The organism is Photobacterium rosenbergii, from assembly GCF_003026455.1.
Lineage (GTDB): Bacteria > Pseudomonadota > Gammaproteobacteria > Enterobacterales > Vibrionaceae > Photobacterium > Photobacterium rosenbergii.
Genome location: NZ_PYMB01000014.1, coordinates 39,263 through 64,665, shown reverse-complemented (window position 1 = coordinate 64,665; position 25,403 = coordinate 39,263). Strand labels below are relative to the sequence as shown.

26 protein-coding genes are annotated in these 25,403 nt (G+C 51.5%); 13 read left to right on the top strand and 13 right to left on the bottom strand.

Annotated features, from left to right (window positions below; genetic code table 11):
• Positions 1-171 precede the first annotated feature (171 nt).
• Genes murA through mlaF form a run of 7 tightly spaced genes read right to left on the bottom strand, consistent with a single transcriptional unit; the run spans position 172 to position 4,795 of the window.
• Complete coding sequence (gene murA, locus C9J01_RS20535) at positions 172-1,428, bottom strand: UDP-N-acetylglucosamine 1-carboxyvinyltransferase (RefSeq protein ID WP_107300015.1); 1,257 nt, start codon at positions 1,426-1,428, stop codon at positions 172-174.
• Between the two features lie 10 nt (positions 1,429-1,438).
• Entirely contained in the window at positions 1,439-1,696 is a 258-nt protein-coding gene (ibaG, locus tag C9J01_RS20530; RefSeq protein ID WP_107300014.1) for a BolA family iron metabolism protein IbaG, read from the bottom strand.
• 20 nt (positions 1,697-1,716) lie between these two features.
• On the bottom strand, positions 1,717-2,028 hold the full coding sequence (locus C9J01_RS20525; protein WP_107300013.1) for an STAS domain-containing protein: 312 nt from the start codon (positions 2,026-2,028) through the stop codon (positions 1,717-1,719).
• Entirely contained in the window at positions 2,021-2,665 is a 645-nt protein-coding gene (gene mlaC, locus C9J01_RS20520) for a phospholipid-binding protein MlaC (RefSeq protein ID WP_107300012.1), read from the bottom strand. The genes C9J01_RS20525 and mlaC overlap by 8 nt, the downstream gene beginning before the upstream one ends.
• 12 nt (positions 2,666-2,677) lie before the next feature.
• Entirely contained in the window at positions 2,678-3,154 is a 477-nt protein-coding gene (gene mlaD, locus C9J01_RS20515) for an outer membrane lipid asymmetry maintenance protein MlaD (RefSeq protein ID WP_107300011.1), read from the bottom strand.
• A gap of 37 nt (positions 3,155-3,191) precedes the next feature.
• The gene (gene mlaE / locus C9J01_RS20510; protein ID WP_201797854.1) at positions 3,192-3,971 is read right to left on the bottom strand and encodes a lipid asymmetry maintenance ABC transporter permease subunit MlaE; all 780 of its coding nucleotides are present in this window, start codon (positions 3,969-3,971) and stop codon (positions 3,192-3,194) included.
• Positions 3,971-4,795, bottom strand: a complete 825-nt coding sequence (gene mlaF, locus C9J01_RS20505) for a phospholipid ABC transporter ATP-binding protein MlaF (protein WP_107300009.1) — start codon at positions 4,793-4,795, stop codon at positions 3,971-3,973. Before mlaF ends, mlaE begins: the two co-directional genes overlap by 1 nt.
• A 456-nt stretch (positions 4,796-5,251) precedes the next feature.
• Between mlaF and C9J01_RS20500 the strand changes: the two genes are divergently transcribed.
• From C9J01_RS20500 to mgtE, 12 genes are all read left to right on the top strand, one after another.
• Entirely contained in the window at positions 5,252-6,220 is a 969-nt protein-coding gene (locus tag C9J01_RS20500; protein ID WP_107300008.1) for a calcium/sodium antiporter, read from the top strand.
• Positions 6,221-6,234: 14 nt separating this feature from the next.
• The gene (locus C9J01_RS20495; RefSeq protein WP_107300007.1) at positions 6,235-7,206 is read left to right on the top strand and encodes a KpsF/GutQ family sugar-phosphate isomerase; all 972 of its coding nucleotides are present in this window, start codon (positions 6,235-6,237) and stop codon (positions 7,204-7,206) included.
• Positions 7,206-7,757, top strand: a complete 552-nt coding sequence (gene kdsC / locus C9J01_RS20490; RefSeq protein WP_107300006.1) for a 3-deoxy-manno-octulosonate-8-phosphatase KdsC — start codon at positions 7,206-7,208, stop codon at positions 7,755-7,757. Before C9J01_RS20495 ends, kdsC begins: the two co-directional genes overlap by 1 nt.
• The gene (gene lptC, locus C9J01_RS20485) at positions 7,754-8,311 is read left to right on the top strand and encodes an LPS export ABC transporter periplasmic protein LptC (protein WP_107300005.1); all 558 of its coding nucleotides are present in this window, start codon (positions 7,754-7,756) and stop codon (positions 8,309-8,311) included. Before kdsC ends, lptC begins: the two co-directional genes overlap by 4 nt.
• On the top strand, positions 8,298-8,801 hold the full coding sequence (gene lptA / locus C9J01_RS20480) for a lipopolysaccharide transport periplasmic protein LptA (protein ID WP_107300004.1): 504 nt from the start codon (positions 8,298-8,300) through the stop codon (positions 8,799-8,801). Before lptC ends, lptA begins: the two co-directional genes overlap by 14 nt.
• A 6-nt stretch (positions 8,802-8,807) precedes the next feature.
• Positions 8,808-9,533: an LPS export ABC transporter ATP-binding protein gene (gene lptB / locus C9J01_RS20475; protein ID WP_107300003.1), complete on the top strand. Its 726-nt coding sequence runs from the start codon at positions 8,808-8,810 to the stop codon at positions 9,531-9,533.
• A 109-nt stretch (positions 9,534-9,642) separates the two neighbouring features.
• Entirely contained in the window at positions 9,643-11,133 is a 1,491-nt protein-coding gene (locus C9J01_RS20470) for an RNA polymerase factor sigma-54 (RefSeq protein WP_107300002.1), read from the top strand.
• Positions 11,134-11,159: 26 nt separating this feature from the next.
• Entirely contained in the window at positions 11,160-11,447 is a 288-nt protein-coding gene (hpf, locus tag C9J01_RS20465) for a ribosome hibernation promoting factor (RefSeq protein ID WP_107300001.1), read from the top strand.
• 3 nt (positions 11,448-11,450) lie between these two features.
• The gene (gene ptsN, locus C9J01_RS20460) at positions 11,451-11,900 is read left to right on the top strand and encodes a PTS IIA-like nitrogen regulatory protein PtsN (RefSeq protein ID WP_107300000.1); all 450 of its coding nucleotides are present in this window, start codon (positions 11,451-11,453) and stop codon (positions 11,898-11,900) included.
• A 39-nt stretch (positions 11,901-11,939) separates the two neighbouring features.
• Positions 11,940-12,794, top strand: coding sequence for an RNase adapter RapZ (gene rapZ / locus C9J01_RS20455; RefSeq protein ID WP_107299999.1), 855 nt, complete (start codon positions 11,940-11,942; stop codon positions 12,792-12,794).
• Entirely contained in the window at positions 12,791-13,066 is a 276-nt protein-coding gene (locus tag C9J01_RS20450; protein WP_107299998.1) for an HPr family phosphocarrier protein, read from the top strand. Before rapZ ends, C9J01_RS20450 begins: the two co-directional genes overlap by 4 nt.
• Positions 13,067-13,284: 218 nt before the next feature.
• Positions 13,285-14,643 (top strand): magnesium transporter, encoded by a 1,359-nt coding sequence (gene mgtE / locus C9J01_RS20445; protein WP_107299997.1) that lies wholly within the window; start codon positions 13,285-13,287, stop codon positions 14,641-14,643.
• A 158-nt stretch (positions 14,644-14,801) separates the two neighbouring features.
• Here mgtE and pmbA read toward each other — a convergent pair whose 3' ends face one another.
• A complete protein-coding gene (pmbA, locus tag C9J01_RS20440; RefSeq protein WP_107299996.1) occupies positions 14,802-16,145 on the bottom strand; it encodes a metalloprotease PmbA in 1,344 nt (447 codons plus the stop codon).
• A gap of 170 nt (positions 16,146-16,315) precedes the next feature.
• Here pmbA and yjgA point away from each other — a divergent pair, with 170 nt between their 5' ends.
• The gene (gene yjgA / locus C9J01_RS20435) at positions 16,316-16,840 is read left to right on the top strand and encodes a ribosome biogenesis factor YjgA (protein WP_107299995.1); all 525 of its coding nucleotides are present in this window, start codon (positions 16,316-16,318) and stop codon (positions 16,838-16,840) included.
• Positions 16,841-17,010: 170 nt separating this feature from the next.
• On the opposite strand, the gene tldD is transcribed toward yjgA, so the two are convergent.
• The 5 genes from tldD to C9J01_RS20410 all read right to left on the bottom strand — a co-directional run bounded on the left by tldD (position 17,011) and on the right by C9J01_RS20410 (position 25,345).
• Complete coding sequence (tldD, locus tag C9J01_RS20430; protein ID WP_107299994.1) at positions 17,011-18,459, bottom strand: metalloprotease TldD; 1,449 nt, start codon at positions 18,457-18,459, stop codon at positions 17,011-17,013.
• A 43-nt stretch (positions 18,460-18,502) separates the two neighbouring features.
• Positions 18,503-19,327 carry a carbon-nitrogen hydrolase family protein gene (locus C9J01_RS20425; RefSeq protein ID WP_107299993.1) on the bottom strand — a complete coding sequence of 275 codons (825 nt, stop codon included), beginning with the start codon at positions 19,325-19,327 and terminating at the stop codon, positions 18,503-18,505.
• Positions 19,328-19,389: 62 nt separating this feature from the next.
• Positions 19,390-23,274: a YhdP family protein gene (locus C9J01_RS20420; RefSeq protein WP_107299992.1), complete on the bottom strand. Its 3,885-nt coding sequence runs from the start codon at positions 23,272-23,274 to the stop codon at positions 19,390-19,392.
• A gap of 14 nt (positions 23,275-23,288) precedes the next feature.
• A complete protein-coding gene (gene rng, locus C9J01_RS20415) occupies positions 23,289-24,758 on the bottom strand; it encodes a ribonuclease G (RefSeq protein WP_107299991.1) in 1,470 nt (489 codons plus the stop codon).
• An 8-nt stretch (positions 24,759-24,766) separates the two neighbouring features.
• Positions 24,767-25,345, bottom strand: coding sequence for a Maf family protein (locus tag C9J01_RS20410; protein ID WP_107300056.1), 579 nt, complete (start codon positions 25,343-25,345; stop codon positions 24,767-24,769).
• Positions 25,346-25,403 lie beyond the last annotated feature (58 nt).

Below are 25,403 nucleotides of genomic sequence, written 5' to 3'. Positions count from 1 at the left end.
GGGCTAGAGGAAAAAACGAACAAAGCCAGGAGCTAAATCATTGTCATGCTCTTCGGCTCTTCCCAGCGCCTAGGGCCCGCTTTTCCTAGGGCCATATTCTGTCCACCCAATAAAAAAATCCCCGACCAAGGCCGGGGATTTTTCACATATTCAGTTCAAGCAAAACCGCTCTTACTCGCTAAAGCGCTCGATGCTCATGCCTAGGGCGCTGAACTTGTCTTCGATGTGCTCGTAACCACGGTCGATGTGGTAGATGCGGTCAACGATCGTTTCACCTTTGGCGATGCTGCCGGCGATGACCAAACTAGCAGACGCACGCAGGTCTGTTGCCATTACCTGTGCACCGCTCAAACCATCAGTATCACCACAAATCACTGTGTTACCTTCGATTTCAGCACGGGCGCCCATACGGATCAGCTCAGGAATGTGCATGAAACGGTTTTCGAAGATAGTTTCGGTAATGATACCTGTACCTTTGGCGATCAGGTTCAATAGCGAGAACTGGGCCTGCATATCGGTTGGGAAACCAGGGTGCGGAGCGGTACGGATATTTACCGCCTTCAACTCACGATCAGTCATGTCCAAGCTGATCCAGTCGTCACCGGTTTCAATCTTGGCACCGGCTTCTTCTAGTTTTGCCAACGCTGCTTCTAGCAGTGATGGACGGGTGTGGCGACACATGATCTTACCGCCAGATACCGCAGCTGCGACAAGGAAAGTACCGGTTTCGATACGGTCAGCAACCACTTCATGGTAACCACCGCCCAAACGCTCAACACCTTCGATAGTGATGGTATCAGTACCTGCACCAGTGATTTTCGCACCGAGGGTGTTAAGGAAATCCGCTGTATCGACGATTTCTGGCTCACGGGCCGCATTCTCGATCACGGTTGTGCCTTCAGCCAATGTTGCTGCAGACATGATAGTTACCGTCGCACCCACACTGACTTTGTCCATCACGATGTGGGCACCTTTCAGGCGGCCATCAACTGTCGCTTTGACGTAACCTTCTTCCAAGATGATTTCCGCACCTAGCTGCTCAAGGCCGTGAATGTGCAAGTCAACTGGACGGGCACCAATCGCACAACCGCCCGGTAGTGATACCTGACCCTGGCCAAAACGCGCTACCAATGGACCCAAAGCCCAGATAGACGCACGCATGGTTTTTACCAAATCATACGGCGCACAAAATTCATTAACCGGACCTGCATCTACGTACACAGAACCGTTGCGCGATACCTTGGCACCCAGGCGGCTCAATAGCTCCATGGTTGTGTCGATATCACGTAGCTTTGGTACATTCGCGACTTCTACCGGCTCTTCGGCCAGCAAAGCTGCGAACAAAATAGGCAATGCTGCATTTTTAGCACCAGAAATGGAGACTTCGCCACTTAATGGGCCACCGCCCTGGATTCGAAACTTCTGCATCATTAACCTCTTAAGACAGCGACATCAATTTTTTGTCACGTGCCCACTCTTCCGGTGTGTACGTCTTGATGCTCAACGCATGAATTTCATTCGCTGCGATCTGTCCCATCAGCGGACCGTAAATAGCCTGCTGCTTCTTCACACGGTTCATACCTTCGAACATGGCGCCAACCGCAATCACTTCGTAGTGGCTGCCGTCGCTCTTGACGATCACTTCGTCAAGTTCCAGAGCATTTTCTAGAATTTCTTTAATTTCAGAGATTTCCACAAGCTATCCTCTTTCGCAGCTCACTCGATGCAAGCTGCTAACATTGACTCAACGTGACTCAGACGAAGCAGCGTGACTAGCTGCTCTGGCACATTCAATATTTTCAGCTCAGACCCATTCTGGCTCAGCTGTTGGTATACGTGTAGCAACATCACCATACCGGCAGAATCGATACGCCCGACTGAGGCCAGATCCAACTTAACCTGACTATCCTTCGGCATCCATTCATGGCGTTGCTGCCAAAAAGCTGGAACTGTGTCACGTTCCAATGCCCCTGACAAGCAGTAAAGACCATTTTCCTGAGCTTGCCACTCAATCTTTTGCTTAGTCATTGTTTTCTGGCTCACGGCGAATTGGCTTGGCGGCCAATCGCTTCAGATCCTGGGTCACAGCGTCTATACCTTGACTACGCAACTGACCGCTCCACTCGCTCTGTTTAGTCGAGATCATGCTAACCCCTTCGGCCACCATATCGAAGCCCTGCCACTCACCAGTCTTCTTGTTCTTGCGTAACTTGAAGTCCAAACGGATAGGAGGGCGTTTGCTATCGACGATATCAACCCGAACAGACACAACGCTACGATCAGCAGGAATCGATTTTGGCGATTCAATTTCAATATCCTGATCGGTGTACTGAGTCAGTACCTGGGCATAAGACGCCACCAGGTAATCGGTAAACGCTGCTACGAAATCATTGCGCTGCTGAGCGGTCGTTTTCTTCAGTTGCGGCCCCAACACCTTATAAGCGGCATAGCGGGTATTGATGTAAGGCAACAACTCCTGCTGTACGACGGTACGCAAGCGCTCAGGGTTTTGCTGAATCAAACTCTGCTCGGACTTCAGGCGGGAAAAGGTCTTCTGCGAAACCTGATCCATCATGGTATAAGGATTTGTCTTATCAACCAGTGCTGCCTGTGATACCAACGGCAGGCAGACAAACATCATAAGTACATAGCGAAACCATTTCATAATTGTGCTCTCTTAGTTACTGTCTCCGCCGATGCTATACAGCACCTGGCCAATCATATCTTCCAATACTAGTGCAGACTTGGTGTCCTCAAGTAGATCACCGTCTCCCAGCATTTCAATGTCTTCATCAACAAAGCCCGGGGAAATGCCCAAGTACTGCTCACCCAATAGGCCAGAGGTAAGAATGGCTGCCGAACTGGTCTCTGGGAAGTAGCCATACTTCTTCTCGATTGACAGTGTTACCACTGGGACATACGTTTCTGTATCCAAGGTAATGTTGGTGATTTTACCAACGGTTACGCCACCCACCTTGATCGGTGAGCGCACTTTCAGGCCACCAATATTGTCGAAATGGGCCTTGAGGGTATAAGTCTCCGAGCCACCTAAATTCTGGACATCGGCAACTTTGAAGATCAAGACCAGCAGGGCAGCAAGGCCAGCCAATACAAAGCTGCCTACCCATAATTCTAGTTTTTTCGTTTGCTGCATCAGTTAATTCCTGTTGTATTACCGCATTGCGGCTTTATCAGTTGCCAAACATCAGTGCCGTTAGGACAAAGTCCAGTCCCAATACAGCCAGTGACGAATTCACCACGGTACGTGTGGTCGCGCGGCTGATCCCCTCAGAAGTCGGCACTGTATCGTAACCATTGAAAACCGCAATCCATGTGACGGTAATTGCGAAAACGACAGATTTGATTATGCTGTTGCCGATGTCGTAGCCAAGGTCAACAGAAGACTGCATCACTGACCAGAAGCTGCCGTGATCGATCCCTTTCCACTCGACACCCACCAACTCGCCACCCCAAATACCCACGGCACAGAACAGCATCGCCAGCAATGGCATTGAAATCACGCCAGCCCAGAAGCGCGGGGCAATAACCTGGCGCAGCGGGTCTACCGCCATCATTTCCATGCTCGACAATTGCTCGGTGGTTTTCATCAAGCCGATTTCAGCCGTCAATGCCGAGCCTGCTCGGCCGGCAAATAGCAAGGCGGTCACCACTGGCCCTAACTCCCGTAACAGGGATAAGGCAACCATCTGGCCCAAGCTGGTTTCAGCCCCGAAATCCACCAGCACAATGTAGCCCTGCAAGCTAAGCACCATGCCGATAAACAGCCCAGAGACCAAGATGATAGCAACGGACAAGACACCTACATTGTAGAGTTGGCGTACCAGTAGCGGGAACATCTTGCCAGGCTGTGGCCGACTGACCAAGGCGCCGAATAGCACAAGGGTCGCTCGCCCCATGGTCTGGAAAATATCCAGCGCCCGACGCCCCTGTCGGGAAATAAATTCAGTCATCATGCACTGCGCTCCTTACCGTCAAGCGCAAACAATTCCTGCTCCATCGGCTCGGCCGGGAAACGAAACGGTACCGGCCCATCGGCATCACCATCGAGGAACTGACGAATGCGCGGGTCCGGGTTATCAAGCAGTTGCTGTGGTGTCCCCTGGCCAATGATCTTACTGCCTGAAAGAATGTAAACATAATCAGCAATACTCATCACCTCTGGCACATCGTGAGAGACGATCACTGACGTCGTCCCTAGAGCCTGATTAAGATCACGGATCAGCTTAACCAGTACCCCCATGGTGATCGGATCTTGGCCAACGAAAGGCTCGTCGTACAAGATCAGATCAGGGTCCAGGGCGATTGCACGAGCGAGCGCAGCCCGGCGGGCCATACCACCCGACAACTCACTCGGCATTAATTGCGCAGCTCCTCGGAGCCCAACAGCTTCGAGCTTGAGCAGCACAAGGGTACGCAATAAGTCTTCGGGAAGTTGGGTATGCTCACGGAGCGGAAACGCTACGTTGTCAAACACCGTCATGTCGGTGAACAAGGCGCCGGATTGGAAAAGCATGCTCATTTTCTTGCGGGCCAGATACAGTTCACGGCGGCTCAATGCTGGAATATTCCAACCTTCAAACCAGATATCACCGCTATCAGGCAAGATCTGGCCGCCGATTAAACGTAGCAAGGTCGTTTTACCTATTCCCGACGGCCCCATAATTGCTGTCACTTTGCCCTTGGGCACATCCAACGAAACATCGTCAAAGATTTTCCGTTCACCACGGGAGAAGGTCATTTGCCGGATAGAAACCAGCGCCTCTGTCTGCTCCATAGTTACCTTATTATGGCTGTCCTGCCAGTCCAAAAGTCGGCCTGCTAAAATAACAAGCGACATTATATGAATAGAATTAATTAGTTATCTTTATGTCTTTGATGATAGGTAGATTATGCAACCAACTCAAGAGATGAACTGTAAGAAGTCTGTGATTTATTAGTCAGCACGGCACTACGGATACCCCTTTGTCCCCTATACGGGCTAGAAAGAAATCATCTGCAGCCCTCAATACCCAACACGATTATGATTAAAACTCCTTACCTTATTTAGCCATTGCCCCAAGCTATTAAAAAAGCGCCGGCAATAAGTAATTTCTCACCCCTTTTGCTTTCTTTTTCATGGCCGAACCGTCAAAATTAGTCTCTTATAATTAATCACCCCAATTGGATCGCTGCCGCTTTATCGGCATGCTGTTGTGATTCAATCCAGCACATTTTTACAAAAGGGATAACAATGCTCGAAGCCATCGTGTTTCTCTGTATCGGCCTGACCTTACTGGTATGGAGCGCAGATCGACTTGTTTATGGCGCTGCGGCGCTTGCGAAAAATCTTGGTGTCACCCCGCTGGTCATCGGTATGACCATCCTTGCCATGGGCTCGTCGGCGCCTGAAATGATGGTGTCGGCCACCGCTGCTCTGGATGGCAAAACAGACACCGCTGTCGGCAATGTGCTGGGTTCAAATATTGCCAATATTGCCCTTATCCTAGGTATTACTGCACTGATAAAACCCCTTTCAATCAGCTCTGAGATTATCCGCCGAGAACTGCCGCTGATGATGGGCGTCACCTTGATTGCCGGTGTCCTGCTGTGGGATAGCCACCTGGGTTTCTTTGAAGGTGTGCTGCTCGTCGTGCTGTTCGTTGCCTTTTTGCTGGCAATGCTAAGAATCAGCCGCAACGCCAAAGCCACTGGCGGTGATCCTCTTGTTGAAGAGCAAGAATCCGATATTCCCGATGGTGTCAGCAACCCGAAAGCAATTATGTGGACACTTATTGGTTTGGTGCTACTGCCTTATGCAGCCAGCATGTTGGTTGATTCAGCGGTCACCATTGCTAAATACTTCGGCATGAGCGATCTGGTAATTGGCCTAACCATTATTGCGATTGGTACCAGCTTACCGGAGCTCGCGGCTTCCGTTGCCAGCTTGTTCAAAGGCGAAGATGATATGGCGGTCGGTAACATTATCGGCTCCAATGTCTTCAATATTCTGGCTGTTATGGGGATCCCTGGCCTGCTAAACCCATCGACCCTAAGCCCACTGGCGATGGGGCGTGATTACTATGTCATGCTGGGTGTATCAGTATTGCTTGTCTTGATGGCGCTTGGAAAGCGCCGCCGAATCAACCGTGTAGAAGGCTTGATCCTATTGGTGACCTTTATCGCCTATCAAGGTTATCTGTTTTATAATCTGGCCGCCTAATGGAGAGGAAAATTATGTCTACAGCGTTTGATTATTGCGAAATTGGCCGCAAAGTTATTGAAATTGAAGCAGAAGCGCTTCATGGCCTGACCCATTACATCAATGGCAGCTTCACTCAGGCTTGCCAGCTCATTCATGAATGTAACGGTAAAGTCATCGTGATGGGGATGGGGAAATCGGGCCATATCGGTAACAAGATTGCCGCCACTTTGGCTAGCACCGGCACGCCGGCCTTTTTTGTTCACCCAGGCGAGGCTAGCCATGGCGATTTGGGCATGATTGAAAAAGGTGACGTAGTACTGGCAATTTCCAACTCAGGGGAAGCATCGGAGATTATGACCTTGCTTCCAGTGATCAAACGCTTGGGCATTCCATTGATCAGCATGACGGGAAAGCCAGAATCTAGCATGGCACAACTGTCTCAGATCCACTTGCAGATCACTGTTAACAAAGAAGCCTGTCCGCTGAACCTCGCACCAACATCCAGCACGACAGCAACCCTAGCAATGGGCGATGCCCTGGCAATAGCCCTGATGGAAGCGCGTGGCTTTACCGCCGATGACTTTGCCCTATCCCATCCAGGCGGTGCGCTGGGCCGCAAGTTGCTACTCCGTATCAGCGATATCATGCACACGGGCGAGCGCCTTCCGTTGGTTGGCGAAGAGGCGTTGATCAAAGATGCCTTGCTGGAAGTCTCTCGCAAAGGCTTGGGAATGACAGCTATCATTGATAAAGACCAACAACTACTTGGTATCTTTACCGATGGTGACCTGCGCCGCTTACTGGATAACCGTGTAGACATTCATACGACAACCATTGGTGCGGTGATGACCCGTAACCCAGCAACCATTAGTGCCGACGTACTGGCCGCTGAAGGACTGAAGTTATTGGAAGATCGCAAGATCAGCGGATTACTGGTGACCGACAACGGCAAACTTGTCGGAGCACTAAACATGCATGATCTACTGAAAGCGGGAGTGATGTAATGCAAATCGAAACGCTTTATGGTCCAGTTAGCCAAGCTATATTCTCCCGAGCCCGTACCATCCAGCTATTGATCTGTGATGTTGACGGTGTCTTTTCCGATGGCCGCATCTACATGGGTAATGATGGCGAGGAACTGAAAACCTTCCATACCCGTGACGGCTACGGCATCAAATCCCTGATGGGTGCCGGCATCGAGGTCGCCATCATCACTGGCCGTAAATCTGCGATTGTCGAAAACCGTATGTCTGCCCTGGGTATCAAACATGTTTACCAAGGACAGGACAACAAGTTAGCGGCTTATGAAGATATCATCGCCAACCTAGGTATCTCCCCAGAGCACACCGCCTACATCGGCGATGACCTGATTGACTGGCCGGTCATGGAAAAAATTGGCCTGTCCGTCTGTGTTGCCGACGGCCACCCCTTACTGGCGCAGCGTGCAGACTTTGTCACCCGTATCCAAGGCGGGTTCGGTGCCGTACGCGAAGTATGCGATCTGATCCTTGAAGCCCGAGGGGAATTAGATAAACATAAAGGCTTAAGTATATGACCTTAAAGCGGCTATTCTATGCACTACTCATTGTTTTCTGTGCATGGACAGGCTTTTACCTGCTGGAAAAACACTGGGCTGAGGATGTCCAGGTCGCTCCGGATGCTGAGAAACCGATCTTTACCGGTAAGTCTGTTGTCAATACGTCCTACAATGAATCAGGACTGCGTAGCTATCAGATAGATGCTGATTATCTTGAGCATTTTAGCCAGAGCGGTAATACGGACTTCGTTGAACCGGTCTTGTGGGTATACAAAGACGGCAGCGAGACTGAATGGCGGATCAGCTCCAATGAAGCACGTTTAGACAAGGACCATATCCTGCAGATGACAGGCAATGTGCGTATCTTTAACTTGCTTCCAGAGTCCGCGGTACGCGTTATCCAAACCGAAACTCTGCGTTTGGATTTGATCAGCAAGGATTTTGACACACCGGATCATGTCGTTATTACCGGTGATGCCTTCCAAAACGAAGGGGTAGGCATGAAAGGCAACATGGACCGTAACATCGCCACCTTATTGAATAATGTAAAAGGTAGATATGAAGCGCTATAAATTAACCACCCTGCTCTGCCTGTGCCTGAGCACAGCCAGCTGGGCACTGAGTAATGACACTGAGCAGCCTATCTATATCGACTCAGACAACCAGGAGTTGGATATTCAAAAGAATATCGTGACCTTTACCGGCAATGTCATTCTACGCCAAGGCAGTATCGATATTCGAGCCGACAAAGTAGTTGTCACCCGCCCTGGCGGCGAGGAAGGTAAAGAGACCATCGATGCCTATGGTAATCCAGCCACCTTCCATCAGGTCATGGATGACGGCAAACCCATCGACGGCGAAGCCAAGAAAATGCGCTACGAAACGGCCACTGAGTTCCTCAAGATGACCGAGGACGCTGTTCTGATCCAAGAAGGCAGCGAAATCAAAGGTAATGTGATCAGCTACCGTATCGACCAGCAAAAACTGGTGGCGGAAAGCGGCAAGAAGCAACGCGTTACCACGATCCTCCAGCCGAACCAGCTAAACAACGACAAGAAGTAACCACGCATGGCAACCTTAAAAGCACAGCACTTGGCCAAAAGCTATAATGGCCGCAAAGTGGTTTCTGATGTCAGCCTACAAGTTGAATCAGGCAAGATTGTTGGCCTGCTTGGTCCTAACGGCGCAGGCAAGACGACCTCCTTCTACATGATTGTTGGCCTTGTTGCCCGCGATGAAGGGGTTATCACTATTGATGATACTGACATCAGCTTGCAGCCTATGCACAACCGTTCGCGTATGGGTATCGGCTACCTGCCGCAGGAAGCCTCTATTTTCCGCAAACTCTCGGTGCACGATAACCTGATGGCGGTCCTACAGACCCGTAAAGAGCTAACCAAGCTTGAGCGCCAGGAAAAACTGGAAGAATTGTTGGATGAATTCAACATACAGCACATTCGTAATAGCTTAGGTATGGCACTATCAGGGGGTGAACGACGCCGGGTAGAAATCGCTCGCGCGCTAGCCGCAAACCCAAAATTCATCCTACTGGATGAACCTTTTGCCGGCGTTGACCCTATATCCGTGATCGATATCAAGAAAATCATTGAACATTTGCGCGATCGTGGGCTTGGCGTACTGATCACTGATCATAATGTTAGGGAAACGCTGGATGTCTGTGAGCAAGCCTACATCGTCAGCCAGGGGCAATTGATCGCCCATGGTACGCCATCAGAAGTACTCAATGATGAACATGTAAAACGAGTCTATCTGGGTGACCAGTTCCGTCTATAGTTAATTTATAGATGCTTCATGGAAGTCAACGAGGAAGCAGGGGATTTGATCACCATTTAGGGTACTAGGTAGCAAGAACCAGCGATAAAAATAAGGTACGTACAATAATATGAAAACCTCGCTCCAGCTTAAACTTGGTCAACAATTGGCAATGACGCCACAGCTTCAACAAGCTATTCGCTTGTTGCAGCTATCTACCTTGGATTTGCAACAAGAAATCCAGGAAGCATTGGATGCAAACCCATTACTCGAGCTGGAAGAAGGAACCCCTGAAGCCACCAACGGCGAAGACGATAGCAGCTCAGCAGCCGCTGAAGCCAGCGATAGCGGCAATGATGACGGCCTGTCCGAAGTTGCCGACAGCGAAGCTTTCGATACGTCCGATGCGATCGAGCAACAGGAAATGCCGGAAGACCTCCCTGTCGATACCACCTGGGATGATGTCTACAGTGCCAGCACGGGCAATACCGGTATCGCGCTAGATGATGACATGCCGGTTTACCAAGGTGAAACCACTGAAAGCCTGCAGGATTACTTAATGTGGCAGGTCGAGCTAACACCTTTTAGTGAAACTGACCGTACAATTGCCACTGCAATCATTGATGCCATCGACGAGAAAGGTTACCTAACCTGCTCGGCAGAGGACATCCTTGAAAGCCTAGGGGATGACGAAGTCGAGCTCGACGAAGTTGAAGCCGTACTTAAACGGATCCAGCAGTTCGACCCGCTCGGGGTAGCCTCTCGCAACTTGCAGGAATGCCTGTTGCTTCAGCTTGCAACCTTCCAACCAGACACACCTTGGCTGGCGGAAGCTCGTATGCTGCTGACCGATTACATCGACTTGCTGGCTAATCGTGATTACCGCCAGTTGATGCGTGACACCAAGCTCAAAGAGCCTGAGCTCAAGCAGGTGATGCAGTTAATCCACGGCCTTGACCCCCGACCGGGTAACCGTGTGGTTGCTTCCGACACCGAGTACGTGGTGCCGGATGTGTCGGTATTCAAAGATCATGGCAAATGGGTCGTGACCATCAACCCAGATAGCGTGCCACGTATTAAGGTCAACGAGCAATACGCAGCCCTTAGCAAAAATACCCGTAACTCGGCCGACAGCCAGTTTATCCGTACCCATCTGCAAGATGCCAAATGGCTGATCAAAAGCCTAGAAAGCCGCAACGAAACCTTATTGAAAGTCGCCCGCTGCATTGTCGAGCACCAACAGGACTTCTTCGAGTATGGCGAGGAAGCCATGAAGCCGATGGTGCTTAACGATATCGCCCTCGCGGTCGACATGCATGAGTCCACCATCTCCCGCGTTACTACGCAGAAATACATGCATACACCGCGTGGGATTTTTGAACTGAAATACTTCTTCTCCAGTCACGTCAGCACCGACAACGGTGGCGAGTGTTCATCCACCGCTATCCGGGCCTTGGTGAAAAAGCTGGTTGCCGCCGAAAACCAGGCCAAACCGCTGAGTGACAGCAAGATAGCGACATTACTGGCGGAACAAGGGATCATGGTAGCAAGACGGACCATTGCCAAATACCGTGAATCGCTGGGTATTCCGCCGTCCAATCAGCGAAAACGTCTGCTCTAACAGACGCCACAAGAAGGAAGTTGTCTATGCAAATCAATCTTACTGGCCACCATGTTGAAATCACCCCATCCATGCGTGAATACGTGGAGACGAAGTTCGATAAGCTGGAGCGGTTTTTCGATAAGATCAATAATGTTCAAGTCATTCTGAACGTGGAAAAGCTACAGCAAGTGGCTGAAGCGACGTTGCATATTAACGCTGGAGAAATCCACGCCAAAGCGGATTCGGAAAATATGTATGCCGCTATTGATGCATTAACTGATAAACTGGTGCGTCAACTTAACAAACACAAAGATAAGCTCAAAAGCCACTGAATCATGCAACTGAGTAATGTATTGAGCCTGGACTGCACGAAAAGTGCAGTCCCTTGCTCCAGTAAAAAACGTGCCTTGGAAATCATCAGCGAAGTCGCTGCCAAGCATCTAGACCAAAATCCCCAGCCGTTGTTCGAGTGTATGCTCAACCGCGAAAAGATGGGCAGCACCGGGATCGGCAATGGTATTGCTATTCCACACGGTCGAATCAGCAGCAGTGATCAAGCCATTGCTGTCCTGATCCAATGTCAGGACCCGATTCAGTTTGATGCTATCGATAATCAACCTGTCGACCTTCTTTTTGCCTTGCTGGTTCCCGATGAACAGTGCCAACAGCACCTCAAAACCCTCTCCAGCATGGCTGAAAAGCTCAGCAACAAACAGGTTTGTAAGCAACTCCGTACCGCAAAAAGCGACGAAGAGCTTTATCAAATACTCACCTGTGATTCATAATGACCTCACACCATCCATGAATGTTAAGGACTACCAGCCATGATGTTAATGGTCGTAAGCGGACGCTCGGGTTCAGGAAAATCTATTGCCCTGCGGGTATTGGAAGATCTGGGCTACTACTGTGTAGATAACCTGCCGGTCAACCTTCTGCCTCAGTTCATCGAAACCCAACAAGGGAACCAGCAGAATATCGCCGTCAGTATCGATGTGCGTAACATGCCGGAAGATCCTGAGGAAATCAGCCACACCTTAGATACCCTAGGTGACGATGTCGACGTCAATGTAATTTACCTCGACGCTGATGACAAAACCCTGGTCAAACGCTATAGCGAAACCCGTCGGTTGCACCCGCTTTCACGCCATGGCATGACCTTGGAACAAGCGATCCAATCGGAAGGTGCCCAGCTCTCAAGCCTAAAGGCCCGTGCAGATCTGGTCATCGATACCACAACCAAGTCCATTCATGACCTCAGTGAGACTGTCCGCTCCCGGGTACTCGGCCGAGATTCCCGCGAGCTGATCATGGTGTTCGAATCGTTTGGCTTCAAACACGGTTTGCCCAATGATGCCGACTATGTATTCGATGTCCGTTTCCTACCCAATCCACACTGGATCCCGGAACTCAAACCCCTGACCGGTCTCGACCAAGAGGTCAAAGACTACCTGTCAGGCCATGCCGAAGTGAGCCAGTTGATCTATCAGGTGCGGAACTTCATCGAAACCTGGCTTCCGATGTTGGAGAAAAACAACCGCAGCTACCTCACTGTGGCGATCGGTTGTACTGGAGGCCAACATCGCTCGGTCTATATTACCCAGCAGCTGGCAGAATACTTCCGCTACGAAGGACACCAAGTCCAGGTCAGGCACCGTACTTTGGAATCCAGCAAATCATGACGGCATTTTCGCGTGAGCTTTTTATCAAGAACCGCCTGGGCCTGCACGCCCGGGCAGCTATCAAGCTGGTTGAGTTGGCGCAGAGCTTCGAGTCCTGCATCACCATCAGCAACGGTGAGAAAAGTGCTACAGCAGACAGTGTGATGGGATTACTGATGCTTGAGTCGGCCCAAGGCCAACAAGTGCTGGTCTGTGCCGAAGGTGGCGATGCCGAGCAAGCCCTCAATGCCGTGAGCGATCTTATAGAAGCCGGCTTTGACGAAGAAAGCTAACGGCTGGCAAAACACTCCCTGCCCGCTCCCTATTACTCTCCAATGGGCAGGTATTTCTTCAATTATTCATCGATTCCTCTCACTTCTGGTGAGACACACCCCAACGATTGCGTTAAAATTCAATTTATTGCGCTGATATACCGTCCTCTAGCCCACAGTTCTTATTCAAGGGCATGCAGGGGTATTTCACATCTGAGTCATTTGGGGTACTGCAAACAATGGCCGATGTCATCGATCAAGATCAAACTCATCAAACGCTGCAAGAAGTCAACCAGGCGCTTGAAAACGGCATGTTTGTCCATGTCCGCCGTATGCTCCAGGATATGGAGCCGGAAGATATTGCCCACCTGCTAGAAGCTTCCCCTCCCAAAGAACGTCAAGTTCTCTGGCAACTGACCGATCCCGAAGAGCAGGGTGAAATCCTCGACGAGCTATCGGAAGACGTCAAAGACGGTATTGTCGCCCAGATGGCACCGGACAAACTGGCGGCGGTCACCGAAGGGATGGAAACCGATGATGTCGCCTACGTCCTGCGTAGCTTGCCAGATAGCAAGTACCAGGAAGTTCTGGCCCAGATGGATGCTACCGACCGGCACCGGGTTGAAAAGGCACTGGCCTACCCTGAGGAAACTGCCGGCGGGATCATGAGCACCGATTTCATCACCATCCGGGGTGATGTCACGGCCGATGTGGTACTGCGTTACCTGCGGATGAAAGGCGAGTTGCCCGAAGCGACCGATGCCCTATACGTGGTAGACCAGAACGAAAAGCTGATTGGCCACCTGTCACTGGCGACCCTGATCACCACCCAACCGGATACCGAAATCCATGACGTGATGGATGATGCCGACGAAGCCATTCCGTTTGATATGGACGACGGTGAAGTCGCCAACCTGTTTGAACGCCGTAATTGGCTATCGGCCCCGGTTGTCGATGCCGACGACCAGCTAGTCGGCCGTATCACCATCGATGATGTGGTTGATATCATCCGTGAGGATGCCGAGCACTCGATGATGAGCATGGCCGGTATGGATGACGACGAAGATACTTTTGCGCCGGTGGTCAAATCGGCCAAGCGACGCAGCATCTGGCTCGGCGTCAACGTACTAGCAGCACTGGCTGCCGCGTCAGTTTCCAACTTGTTCGAGGACACACTAGAACAGATGGCGGCGATTGCTATCCTGATGACCATTGTGCCTTCAATGGGCGGGGTTGCCGGCAATCAGACTGTCGCCCTAGTGATCCGTGGTCTTGCCGTTGGCCATATCGGTGATACCAACACCCGCTGGCTATTGAGCAAAGAAGCCCGAGTTGGTTTGATCAACGGACTATTGTGGGCAGCCATAATCGGCGGCGTCGTCGTGATATGGAAAGGGAACCTCTTGCTCGGGGCCATCATCGCCGGAGCCATGCTGACCAACCTTTTGGTTGCCGGGGTTGCCGGGGTCTGTATCCCAATCCTACTCAAGAAAATGAACATCGACCCAGCGCTAGCAGGCGGTATGGCCCTGACGACCATCACCGACATCGTCGGCCTGTCGGTCTTCCTCGGCTTAGCGACCCTCTTTCTTGTCTAAACACTTTCTGTAAGCGGCAGCCCATACGACAACCATTAAAAAAGCGAGAGGTGTAAGCCTCTCGCTTTTTTGTAACTCTAGTAACGAGTTCCTGGAACCTAGATCCTAGAAACAGCCTCCTCTAGGAACGAGGATCTATCATCTAGGATCCCGAGAGGTTATTCACCCGCTATCTTCATGCTATCCAACAGCATTGAGCCGGTTTGGATCTGGCTGCGGGTTTCGGTGTCGTTGCCGATTGCCACGATATTCTGCATCATGTCTTTTAGGTTACCGGCAATGGTGATTTCGCTGACCGGATATTGGATTTCGCCGTTTTCAACCCAGAAGCCTGCAGCACCACGGGAGTAATCGCCGGTAACGATGTTGACGCCCTGTCCCATCAGCTCGGTAACCAGCAGGCCACGGTCCATCTTCTTGAGCATCTGCTCGAAGCTCTCACCGGTCGAGTTCACCAACCAGTTATGGATACCACCGGCATGGCCGGTCGGCTGGCGGCCCAGCTTACGGGCTGCATAGCTGGTCATTAGGTAAGTTTGCAGGCGGCCATCTTGGATGATCTCCAAGTCTTTGGTAGCAAGACCTTCGCTATCAAACGGCGTACTCGCCATACCGCGCAAGATATGCGGGCGCTCGCTGATATTCAGCCACTCAGGGAAGATTTGCTCACCCAATTTGTCCAATAGGAAAGAGGACTTACGGTAGAGGTTAGAGCCGCTAATTCCCATCACCAAGTGACCAAACATTCCGGTCGCAATATCAGCCGCGAACATCACTGGCGCTTCGCGGGTAGACAGTTTTTGCGGGTCTACACGGCCAGCAGTACGTTCAGCTGCTTCTTGGCCAACACGCTCCGGTGTCCATAGCTCATTAGCACGACGAGCTGTGGTGTAACTGTAGTCACGCTCCATCTCACCGTTCTTGCCTTCGGCAATAACACAACAACTGGTGCTGTGGCGGCTAGAGGCGTAACTAGCAAGCATACCGTGGCTATTACCGTATACGCGAATACCGTAATGGCTATCGTAGCTAGCGCCATCGCTCTGTTTAATGCGGGGATCGAACTCCAGCGCCGCCTGCTCGGCACGGGCTGCGATTTCTGCAGCGTGATCCGGCTCAGGCTCATCCGGGTGGAACAAGTCCAAATCAGGGATATCTTTAGCCATTAGCTCTGCAGGGCCAGGGCCTGCAAACGGGTCTTCTGATGTATAGCGGGCAATATCGAGAGCGGCAGCCACTGTCTGGGCAATCGCTTTCTCGCTTAAATCAGAGGTAGAAGCACTGCCTTTACGTTGGCCACGGTATACCGTGATACCAAGGGCACCGTCGCTGTTGAATTCAACATTTTCGACCTCACACATCCGGGTCGAAACACTGATCCCTGTGGTTTTGTTAATGGCAACTTCCGCTGCATCCGCTTGCTGACCGGCAACTTCTAGCGCCTTTGCCACTGCGGCTTCTAGTTCCACACGCTGCTGGGCAACCTGTTCTCTCACGTCCATAATAATTATCTCAATAATGGCCCTAACCTTCAGACCTGCATCGCAGCGCAAGAGGTAAGCCAATGAAATTGGTATTACTCTTAGGATAACACTGCCTAGGTGGATTTTGCGCCCCAAATCACGATTAAACTGGTAAAATAAAAACCAAATGCAAAAGTCATGAGCCAGTTATGAGCCGTAAAAACCAAAAAGCCCCATGGGAACCGGAAGAAGAAATCATCTGGGTAAGTAAATCCGAGATGAAACGCGACATGGAAGCCCTACAGAAGCTAGGTGAAGAGCTAGTTAACCTAAAACCTAATGCCCTAGCAAAAGTGCCTCTTGATGAAGAGATGCTTGAGGCTGTGAAGGACGCACAACGCTTCAACAAAGAAGCACGTCGCCGTCAGCTACAGCGTATTGGTAAGTTGATGCGCCAAGTAGAAGTTGAGCCTATCCAAGCGGCACTGGACAAGATCAACAACAAACACAACCAAGCGACAGCCGAGCTGAAGAAGCTGGAGCAAAAGCGTGAAAAGCTGATCGAAAACGGCGACAGCATGATCAATGCCATTTTGGTTGATCACCCTGATGCCGACCGCCAGCGCCTACGCCAACTAGTTCGCCAGGCTAATAAAGAAAAAGCCCAGAACAAGCCAGCCAAAGCCTACCGCGAAATCTTCCAGTACCTGAAAGAACTGTATCTGGAAGACTAAGGTCAGGCACCCTATTTCAGGCATGGGGCAAGGCTAGATTTCAAAGCTTACCCGCCATGGACGGCGGGATAGAGCTACAGGGAAGTATTTATGCGTCTTTGAAATTTAGTCTTGGCCCAAGTCGGCAACAAAGTGACAGACAAAAAAGCCAGCTTACGCTGGCTTTTCTTTTACTGGGTGCCGCCGACTGTCATCGACTCGATTTTCAGGGTTGGCTGGCCAACACCAACAGGTACACTCTGTCCCGCCTTACCACAGACACCGACACCACGGTCGATATCCAGGTCATTACCGACCATCGATACCTGCTGCATCGCCTCGATACCGCTACCGATCAAAGTTGCCCCTTTGATTGGGCGGGTGATCTTACCGTTTTCAATCAGATAAGCTTCTGATGCCGAGAACACAAACTTACCCGAGGTGATATCAACCTGACCACCGCCGAAGTTAGGCGCATAGACACCTTGCTTAACACTGGCAATGATCTCTTCCGGTGTGTGCTCGCCCGGTAGCATGTAGGTATTGGTCATACGCGGCATAGGAAGGTGTGCATATGACTCACGGCGACCGTTACCGGTTGGCGCTACACCCATCAAGCGCGCATTGAGTTTATCTTGCATGTAGCCTTTAAGCTTACCGCCCTCAACCAGCACATTGTATTGGCCTGGCGTACCTTCATCATCGATATTGAGTGAGCCACGACGATCTTTCAGCGTGCCGTCATCAACAATGGTACACAAGCTAGAAGTGACCTGTTCGCCCATCTGACCCGAGAACATCGAAGAGCCTTTACGGTTGAAGTCACCTTCCAAGCCATGGCCTACCGCTTCGTGCAGCAATACACCCGGCCAACCGGCGCCAAGTACCACAGGCATGGTACCTGCAGGTGCTTCATCTGCCTCGATGTTGATCAGGGCTTGGCGGATAGCTTCATCAGCATAGTTCAATGCCACCGACTTGCCGTTGCCTTCTTCAGTCTGGAAGTACTCGTAGCCGTAGCGGCCACCACCGCCAGCACTACCGTGCTCGCGCTTGTCTCCCTTCTCAATCAGAACACTGATAGAAAGGCGAACCAACGGACGAATATCCGCTGCATAGGTGCCATCAAGTGCCGCTACCAGCACCTGCTCGTAGACACCATTGATGCTAACCGACACTTCCTTGACCAAAGGCTCTTTGGTACGGATGTAACGATCGATTTCCTCCAGCAAAGCAATCTTCTGATGCTTGTCGAAGCTGTCCAGCGGGTTGACCGGAGCATAGATCCCGCTTGCCGTTACCGGGGCAAATGCCTTCACCTGGCCGTTACCACCGCTGCGGGTAATACCACGGGCAGCTTTAGCTGATTGCTGCAAGGCAAGTTGATTGATCTGGTCTGAATACGCGAAGCCCGTCTTCTCGCCAGATACCGCCCTAACACCAACACCACGGTCAATATTGAACGAGCCATCTTTAATGATGCTGTCTTCAAGCACCAGAGACTCATGCCAGCATGACTGGAAATAGATGTCGGCATAATCGACATTGCGTGCCGCCACTAGCCCCAGTACCTGATTTAGCTCTTCACGTCCTAACCCGGATTGGGCCAGCATTGTGTTTTCTACAGTTTCCAGCGTCATTTAGTTTGCTCTTATATTCATTGCTACCCGGCCCCTCTGCCGGTCAGCCTTCACGTTGCTGAACACTGAATCGTGCGTGCTCAACAAGTGGCATGTTTGTTCGGATAGCCTTGCTCAAATCAAGGTCGACATCGGCCACCATGACCCCAGTCCCCTGTTGCTGGCAAGCCACGACCTGCCCCCAAGGGTCAACAATCATCGAGTGCCCCCAGGTTTCGCGCTGCTCATTGTGCTCTCCCCACTGGGCAGCAGCCACCATCCAGCACTGGGTTTCAACAGCACGGGCTCGCAACAGCAATTCCCAGTGCGCCTTACCCGTTACCTTGGTGAAGGCAGCAGGAACAACGATAATATCGGCTCCCTGCTCACGCAGCGCAGCATAAAGTTGCGGGAACCTCACATCATAACAGATAGATAAACCAATGTTGCCAAACGGCGTCGCGATCACCTTGGTTTCACGGCCGGCACGGAAGGTATCAGACTCACGGTAGCTATGGTGGGCATCGTCGATCTCGACATCAAACATATGCAGCTTATCGTAATGGCCCTGAAGTTGGCCATGGTCATCAAACAGCAAAGCCGTCGAGGTGATCGCCCCGTCAAGCTGGCGGATTGGCATCGAGCCAATCAGCACCCAAATCCCCAGCTGTTTAGCCAAAGCAGCAACTTGCGCCTGCAAAGGGCCCTCAGCTAACGGCTCAGCATGAGCTAGATAGTCCTCTCGGGAGCCAAACACCAGGCAGTTTTCCGGTGTGACAACCAGTTTGGCACCCTGCAATTGCAAGCCTTTGAGTTTCATCTTCAGGTGCTTGAGGTTTATCTCAGGATCCGCCCCTGAAGTCATTTGTACAATACCGAATTTAGCCATCTGCATTCTCCCTTTGCTGCCGCTATCAAGCTACCTATACGGCAGCTTGGCGGGTATTGTTGTTATTTTGCTTCCTTGTCTTTGCCTTTTAGCATCTCTGAGACATTGTACTCGCCCGTGAAGCGGGACTGCTCAGTCACCACTGGCGAATCAATCGGCCCTTTCACCACATAGTTAACTTGGGTAAATACATCCAGAACAGGCGATAGTGCCGTTGAGATAGCAAAGACATAAATTGCTGTTTGAGGTGCCACCGCAAACGCGGTAAGGACTGGAATGCCTGATGTAAAATCAGGAATGAATCTCACCCTTGCATCTACTGTCTCATTGACAAGATTAGCACTTCCGCGGATAAACATGTCACCCGCAAGTGCCTGCATCTTAATATTGTCAGTCTCGAAACGGCCATTTTCAATTCGACCGCTACCACGGATGTAGTTGAACGCGAGGCCTTCGTCAAAAATCCCTGAGAAATCAAGCTGCATCCGGCGGATCAACGAGTCGATACTAAACAGGCCCAGCAGTCGGCCCGCGCCACCGATATCACTGATCACCCCTTGGCCGGTTTCCGACTTCAACTCACCGGTCAAGGTCTCGCGGTGCATCGACCACGGCGCGCCTTGCCACTGGATCGAGGCATAGGTGCTAAACTTCGCCCCCTGGATCCCGCCAGTGATGCCAAAACGCCCCATCAGGTCAGAACTATTCTTACCCTCGATATCAAAGGCAATCTGGGTTTCACTGCGGTCACCATCAAGGCTCCAATGACCATCGAGATTAAGGGAGGTGGCCCCGGAATCAACGGTAAAGTTGACCAGCTCCAGCATATTGCCTTCGCGGCGTAGCTTGCCGGACACCTCACCGAGACGGTAACCCTGCAGCCAAGCATCCTTCAACATCAGGTCCATCTCAGGCAGGTTCGCCATCATACTGCGGTCAAAGTCGGTCGCTGCAGGGATGTCACGCTGCGGCTTGTATTTTTCCTTTGGCTTTTCGACATCAACCTGAGGCAGGTTGAGGTGGAACGTATCTATCGCCAAATCCAGAGGCTGTCCTTTTGGCCAACGGGCCTGGCCTTTCGCTTCCCGGCTATCAAGACGGAATTGCCAGGTATCAGCGCGCTGACTTGCAGACAAAACGACACGGTTCCAATCCAGCGAGGCCAGCTTTATCTGGCGAACATTGGCTTCGATACGGGTTGGCACAGGAATATCAGGTTTCACTGATGCACTATTTGAAGCAGCATCAGCTTCCACTTTGTCATGTACCGCCGAAATCAAATCTACCCAGCTGTCACCATCAACTTTGTCAGCCACAATATCTAAACCGTGTTCACCGGCTTTTAGACGGTGCAAAGCGGTTTTGCCTATCGCCATTTGGCTAGCATCAATATTGAGCTTCTCGCCGCTAAGGTCAATCTTGGCCTGATAAGCCACCCCCGGAAGGGTAGCTTTACCCACCAGTGATTGGCCATTACCGGTTACATCCAGCTTGAAAGTATCCGGGCTCCCCGCAGCCAGAGCCAATGGATACGGCAAGGTGCTCACTGCATCTTTCAATGCGGCTTGAATACCGACTTGGTATTCAAAGCCGGTATCGTTGAGATCCACGCCTACCGTACCTTGCCAGCGGCTTCGTCCGGTCACCTTCGCTAGTAGCGGGTCTTGCACTTGCTGCTGCAGAGTCTCAACTTGCCAGTCACCATCTAACGCGACATCGACGCGATAGCCCTCTGCCACACTGTTACCGGAAAAGCTCACATTGACAGGTTGCGCCAATAGGTTGGCCGTGATTTTCTCGGCAGACACTTTGTCATCATCAAACTCAATAGTGCCAATTGCGCCTTCAAGGGTTAGTGGCGGCGCATCCAACTGTACCTGATTGCCAGTTAGCTCTGCGCGGCCCCATGCCCTAACGTCTTCACCATCAAAAGGGATATCGAGTTTAAACTGAGAAGTTACCGGCCCACTCACCTGCACCGTTGTCAGCGCGGCGCCGACCGAGTCAACCAGCGGGGTAGCCAGCATGTAATCACGAACCTGATCTCCTTCGGCAGCGACATCGACCGTCAGTTTCAGGTGGCCGTCACTGCTTAGCTCGGCATCACCGGTCACTTTAGAAGCCGTTGCTCCCATGGTCTTGGCATGCGTGGCATCGAGGTACATGAAGTCATTTTCAAACAGCAGGTCGAGTTTGAGATCGGTCAGTTCAGGCCATGCGGTATCGAAGCTGAACTTGCCTTGGCGAAGCGGTACATACGCCTGAAATACCCCATCATGGTTACCATAAGGGAAATCAGCAAGCTCCCCGTACCATAACAACTGTGCTGACTCTGCCTGCCCGCCTCGGATGGCTGCGGACAGGTAATCAGTCAGGCTACGACCCAGCGCTAAGGTTGGTAGGTAGCGCCAGGTTTCCCCGGCATTATTTAAGCTGGCCTCGCCATAAAATGACAGCCATGATGGCGCGTCGGCCGGAAAATCCAAACGGAATTGACCATCGACCTTGAGATGCGGGGTCGCCACATCAATCTTGTCGCTCCACAAACGCCAGCCGTCTTCACCAACTTGCCAGTAGGCGGTGACATCGGCTGCATCTATGTTCAGCGGAGCCTGGAAGACGTCGCCGTAAGGTAGCTCATCTTCTTTCAGGTTAAGCATGGCACGACCACCCTGGGTGTTGCCCGCAACCACTGCATCTAACTTGTGGATCCCCGGCAACAGTTCCCACTGCTTAAGGCCTAACTGGCTAACATGAAAAGAAAATTGTGGCGCACTATCCTTACTGGCAGCGACACGGATATCGCTGATCTGGCCAGAAGGCTGCAGCGTTGACAAGACGTCGACCAACTCGCTGTCATCAGGCAAGAAAGTGACAAACGGCTGCAGGTTCTCGAGAGAGAGGTTAGTGGCAGCCAGTTTCCAATCACCGGGTAACCAGCTTGCGGCAATATCAAATGCCGGCCAAGGGGTATCATCGGTCTCCAGTACCATCTGATCACTGTCGATACGCCAGCCTGATTCACCGTTTTCATTTTGCTGCGGTTCAAGTTGCACTAGGCCCTGACGGACCCGGAACTGGTGTTTTTCTTCGCCCAACTGCCAACGCAAGAAGCTATCATCAAGCTTGACTAAGCTCTGCTGCAGCGCACCGCCAGACAAGGTCAGCCAAACTTCAGCATTAAGATTACTGCCCGTAATATTGGCATCGGTCAGGTGCTGCTTGTTTAGCCACGGCGTCACAGAAAGGTTACGCGCCTGCAGGTAGATATCACCGGACATCTTGGCCCAGGAGCGGTTGTCAGACAGGTTAGCAATCACTTGCATCTGGCTGAAATGGGTATCAGCAATACTGACAACCCCTTCCGCACGGCGTTGGCGGTTATGGGTATCCCACTTCAGCTCTTTGATATCGACCGTCAACTTCTCTTCGGCAGGCGACATCAAGGTAATATCGGAATTTCGGACCGAGAACTGGCCTAACTGGACAAACAGCAGCTCCTCGAGCCGCTCTATCGTCGCCATCTGGCTGCGCTCTGAACTGGCCGTATTGCTACTTTCCGTACCTGATAGGCGGGTCAGATCCAGGCTTAGCTCATCGATACGGATGTCTTGGAAAACCGGACTAAGGCTGAGTACGGTTCCCATCATATCGAGCTGCATAGAGACATCGCCGACCTTGACCAGCGACTCTGGTGCTCCAGGCAAATTAACCTTGACCCCCTGCAGTACCAAGGACGGACCAAAGTTTCGCCAATGGCCCTCAACCAGTTCGAGGTCAAGGTCCATGTCGATTTGCTCGGAAGCCCACTGGCGGATCGGCTCACGGTATTCATTGAGCTGGGGAAGGTAAAATCGCAGACCGCTAATCGCAACAGCGGCCAGTACCAACACTGTCAGTACCAGCCACATCAATCCACGTGCCAGTCGAACTGGAACTGTTGTCACTCTATTGCTCCGCTTTACATCATCACGACATCAAACTGTTCTTGTACGTACAGCGGCTCTGCCTTAATTTTCACTTGCTTGCCAATGAAGACTTCCAACTCGGCAAGGGCGTGGTATTCATCACCGGCCAACGCTTCGGCCACCGCCGGAGACACATATACGACAAACCTGTCTGCATCATAGGCACGGTTGACTCGGGTGATCTCACGAAGAATTTCGTAGCAAACACTTTCCACCGTTTTCACGGTACCGCGGCCTTCACAGGTCGGGCAGGTATCACACAAGACATGCTCGATGCTCTCGCGGGTACGCTTACGTGTCATTTCAACCAGGCCTAGCTGGGTAAAACCATTAATGTTGGTCTTTACCCTATCGTAGGACAAGGCCTGCTCCAGCGCCATCAACACCCGGCGACGGTGATCGTCGTGGGCCATATCGATAAAGTCGATAATGATGATCCCACCTAGGTTACGCAGGCGTAGTTGGCGGGCAATAGCTTTGGTGGCTTCGATATTGGTGTTGAAGATAGTCTCTTCAAGGTTGCGGCGACCGACAAAGGCCCCGGTATTGATATCAACCGTGGTCATCGCCTCGGTTTGATCGATAATCAGGTAACCACCGGATTTCAGCTCGACCTTGCGATCCAACGAGCGCTGGATTTCATTTTCAGTGTCGAACAAATCAAAGATTGGCTGCTCACCGGCGTAATATTCCAGCTTGTCGCTCAGTTCAGGGACAAACTCATCGGTAAACTCCTTGAGCTTCTCATAGCCCAAACGGGAGTCAACCTGGATACAGTCAAGCTCAGTGCCGACAAAATCACGCAAGATACGCTGCGCCAGACCCAACTCACCGTATAGCATTGACTTCGGCTTGTATTTGGCACGGCGCTCAAGCACCTTGCGCCATAGATGTTTAAGAAACGCCGCGTCCTGCGCCATTTCTTCATCGGTTGCCCCTTCAGCGGCAGTACGGATAATGAAACCGCCTAGATCGTCGCAGTATTCGTTCACTACGTTTTTAAGGCGCTCACGCTCTTCTTCGCTTTCTATACGCTGGGATACACCAACATGGCTAGCCCCCGGCATGAAGACCAAATAGCGTGAAGGAAGGGTCACATCAGTAGTCAGGCGCGCACCCTTGGTACCCAATGGGTCTTTGACCACCTGCACCACCAGATCCTGCCCCTGACGTACCAGCTCCGAAATATCTCGTACCTGAAACTGTTGCTTCTCGTTCTCCGCCACACACTCGGTGTGCGGGACAATGTCTGATGCGTGCAGGAATGCCGCTTTTTCCAGGCCGATATCAACAAAGGCCGCCTGCATTCCCGGCAACACTCGGCTGACACGCCCTTTATAAATATTGCCAACGATCCCACGCTTGGATTCACGTTCAATGTGAACCTCCTGCAGGGTCCCCGACTCGATCATCGCGACGCGCGTCTCACTCGGGGTCACGTTAATTAGCAGCTCTGTGCTCATGGTTGCCTCTAAATTGATAAATCTAAAAAGTCTTGAACCATGATGTCGGTTTCCACCAAAGGTAACCCCACCACAGCATAATAACTGCCATCGATACGCTCGACGAACTTGCCGCCGATCCCCTGAATGCCGTAGCTCCCTGCTTTGTCCTGCGGCTCACCACTTTGCCAGTAGTCTTCTATTTCTTTATCTGACAGTGTTTTGAACCACACATCGGTCACTACCAAGCGTGTTTCTTGACGCTCATCACAGGCCACGGTCACTGCCGTCATCACCTGATGGCGCTTGCCTGACAGCAAGCGAAGCATTTGCCGGGCATCGTCAAAATCCTTGGGTTTTTCCAAGATACGATCACCCGACACCACAATGGTATCTGCACCCAATACCGGTGCTTTGCCTTCCACCGCCGCAACGCCAGCCAATGCCTTGTCTACAGACAAACGTTGGACATAATCTGCAGGCGATTCGCCTGCCTGATGCTGCTCTTCAACATCAACGACAACCCGCTCAAACTGGTAGCCAAGTTGGGTCAAAAGTTCTTTGCGGCGCGGCGAGCCTGAGGCCAAATAGAGTTGTGGTGTCGACATGATATCATTCATTTGCTTTTGTGTGATAAATCAATGTGATCCATTCAAGCATGTTCGA

Excerpts from the sequence above, each read along its gene's own strand:
- C9J01_RS20500 (WP_107300008.1), top strand. The coding sequence starts at position 5,252 with ATGCTCGAAGCCATCGTGTTTCTCTGTATCGGCCTGACCTTACTGGTA.
- tldD (WP_107299994.1), bottom strand. The coding sequence starts at position 18,459 with ATGACGCTGGAAACTGTAGAAAACACAATGCTGGCCCAATCCGGGTTA.
- C9J01_RS20470 (WP_107300002.1), top strand. The coding sequence starts at position 9,643 with ATGAAAACCTCGCTCCAGCTTAAACTTGGTCAACAATTGGCAATGACG.
- murA (WP_107300015.1), bottom strand. The coding sequence starts at position 1,428 with ATGCAGAAGTTTCGAATCCAGGGCGGTGGCCCATTAAGTGGCGAAGTC.
- ptsN (WP_107300000.1), top strand. The coding sequence starts at position 11,451 with ATGCAACTGAGTAATGTATTGAGCCTGGACTGCACGAAAAGTGCAGTC.
- C9J01_RS20495 (WP_107300007.1), top strand. The coding sequence starts at position 6,235 with ATGTCTACAGCGTTTGATTATTGCGAAATTGGCCGCAAAGTTATTGAA.
- mlaF (WP_107300009.1), bottom strand. The coding sequence starts at position 4,795 with ATGGAGCAGACAGAGGCGCTGGTTTCTATCCGGCAAATGACCTTCTCC.
- mlaC (WP_107300012.1), bottom strand. The coding sequence starts at position 2,665 with ATGAAATGGTTTCGCTATGTACTTATGATGTTTGTCTGCCTGCCGTTG.
- hpf (WP_107300001.1), top strand. The coding sequence starts at position 11,160 with ATGCAAATCAATCTTACTGGCCACCATGTTGAAATCACCCCATCCATG.
- lptA (WP_107300004.1), top strand. The coding sequence starts at position 8,298 with ATGAAGCGCTATAAATTAACCACCCTGCTCTGCCTGTGCCTGAGCACA.
- mgtE (WP_107299997.1), top strand. The coding sequence starts at position 13,285 with ATGGCCGATGTCATCGATCAAGATCAAACTCATCAAACGCTGCAAGAA.
- C9J01_RS20410 (WP_107300056.1), bottom strand. The coding sequence starts at position 25,345 with ATGTCGACACCACAACTCTATTTGGCCTCAGGCTCGCCGCGCCGCAAA.
- kdsC (WP_107300006.1), top strand. The coding sequence starts at position 7,206 with ATGCAAATCGAAACGCTTTATGGTCCAGTTAGCCAAGCTATATTCTCC.
- C9J01_RS20525 (WP_107300013.1), bottom strand. The coding sequence starts at position 2,028 with ATGACTAAGCAAAAGATTGAGTGGCAAGCTCAGGAAAATGGTCTTTAC.
- yjgA (WP_107299995.1), top strand. The coding sequence starts at position 16,316 with ATGAGCCGTAAAAACCAAAAAGCCCCATGGGAACCGGAAGAAGAAATC.
- mlaD (WP_107300011.1), bottom strand. The coding sequence starts at position 3,154 with ATGCAGCAAACGAAAAAACTAGAATTATGGGTAGGCAGCTTTGTATTG.
- C9J01_RS20425 (WP_107299993.1), bottom strand. The coding sequence starts at position 19,327 with ATGGCTAAATTCGGTATTGTACAAATGACTTCAGGGGCGGATCCTGAG.
- rng (WP_107299991.1), bottom strand. The coding sequence starts at position 24,758 with ATGAGCACAGAGCTGCTAATTAACGTGACCCCGAGTGAGACGCGCGTC.
- lptB (WP_107300003.1), top strand. The coding sequence starts at position 8,808 with ATGGCAACCTTAAAAGCACAGCACTTGGCCAAAAGCTATAATGGCCGC.
- mlaE (WP_201797854.1), bottom strand. The coding sequence starts at position 3,971 with ATGACTGAATTTATTTCCCGACAGGGGCGTCGGGCGCTGGATATTTTC.
- C9J01_RS20450 (WP_107299998.1), top strand. The coding sequence starts at position 12,791 with ATGACGGCATTTTCGCGTGAGCTTTTTATCAAGAACCGCCTGGGCCTG.
- pmbA (WP_107299996.1), bottom strand. The coding sequence starts at position 16,145 with ATGGACGTGAGAGAACAGGTTGCCCAGCAGCGTGTGGAACTAGAAGCC.
- lptC (WP_107300005.1), top strand. The coding sequence starts at position 7,754 with ATGACCTTAAAGCGGCTATTCTATGCACTACTCATTGTTTTCTGTGCA.
- rapZ (WP_107299999.1), top strand. The coding sequence starts at position 11,940 with ATGATGTTAATGGTCGTAAGCGGACGCTCGGGTTCAGGAAAATCTATT.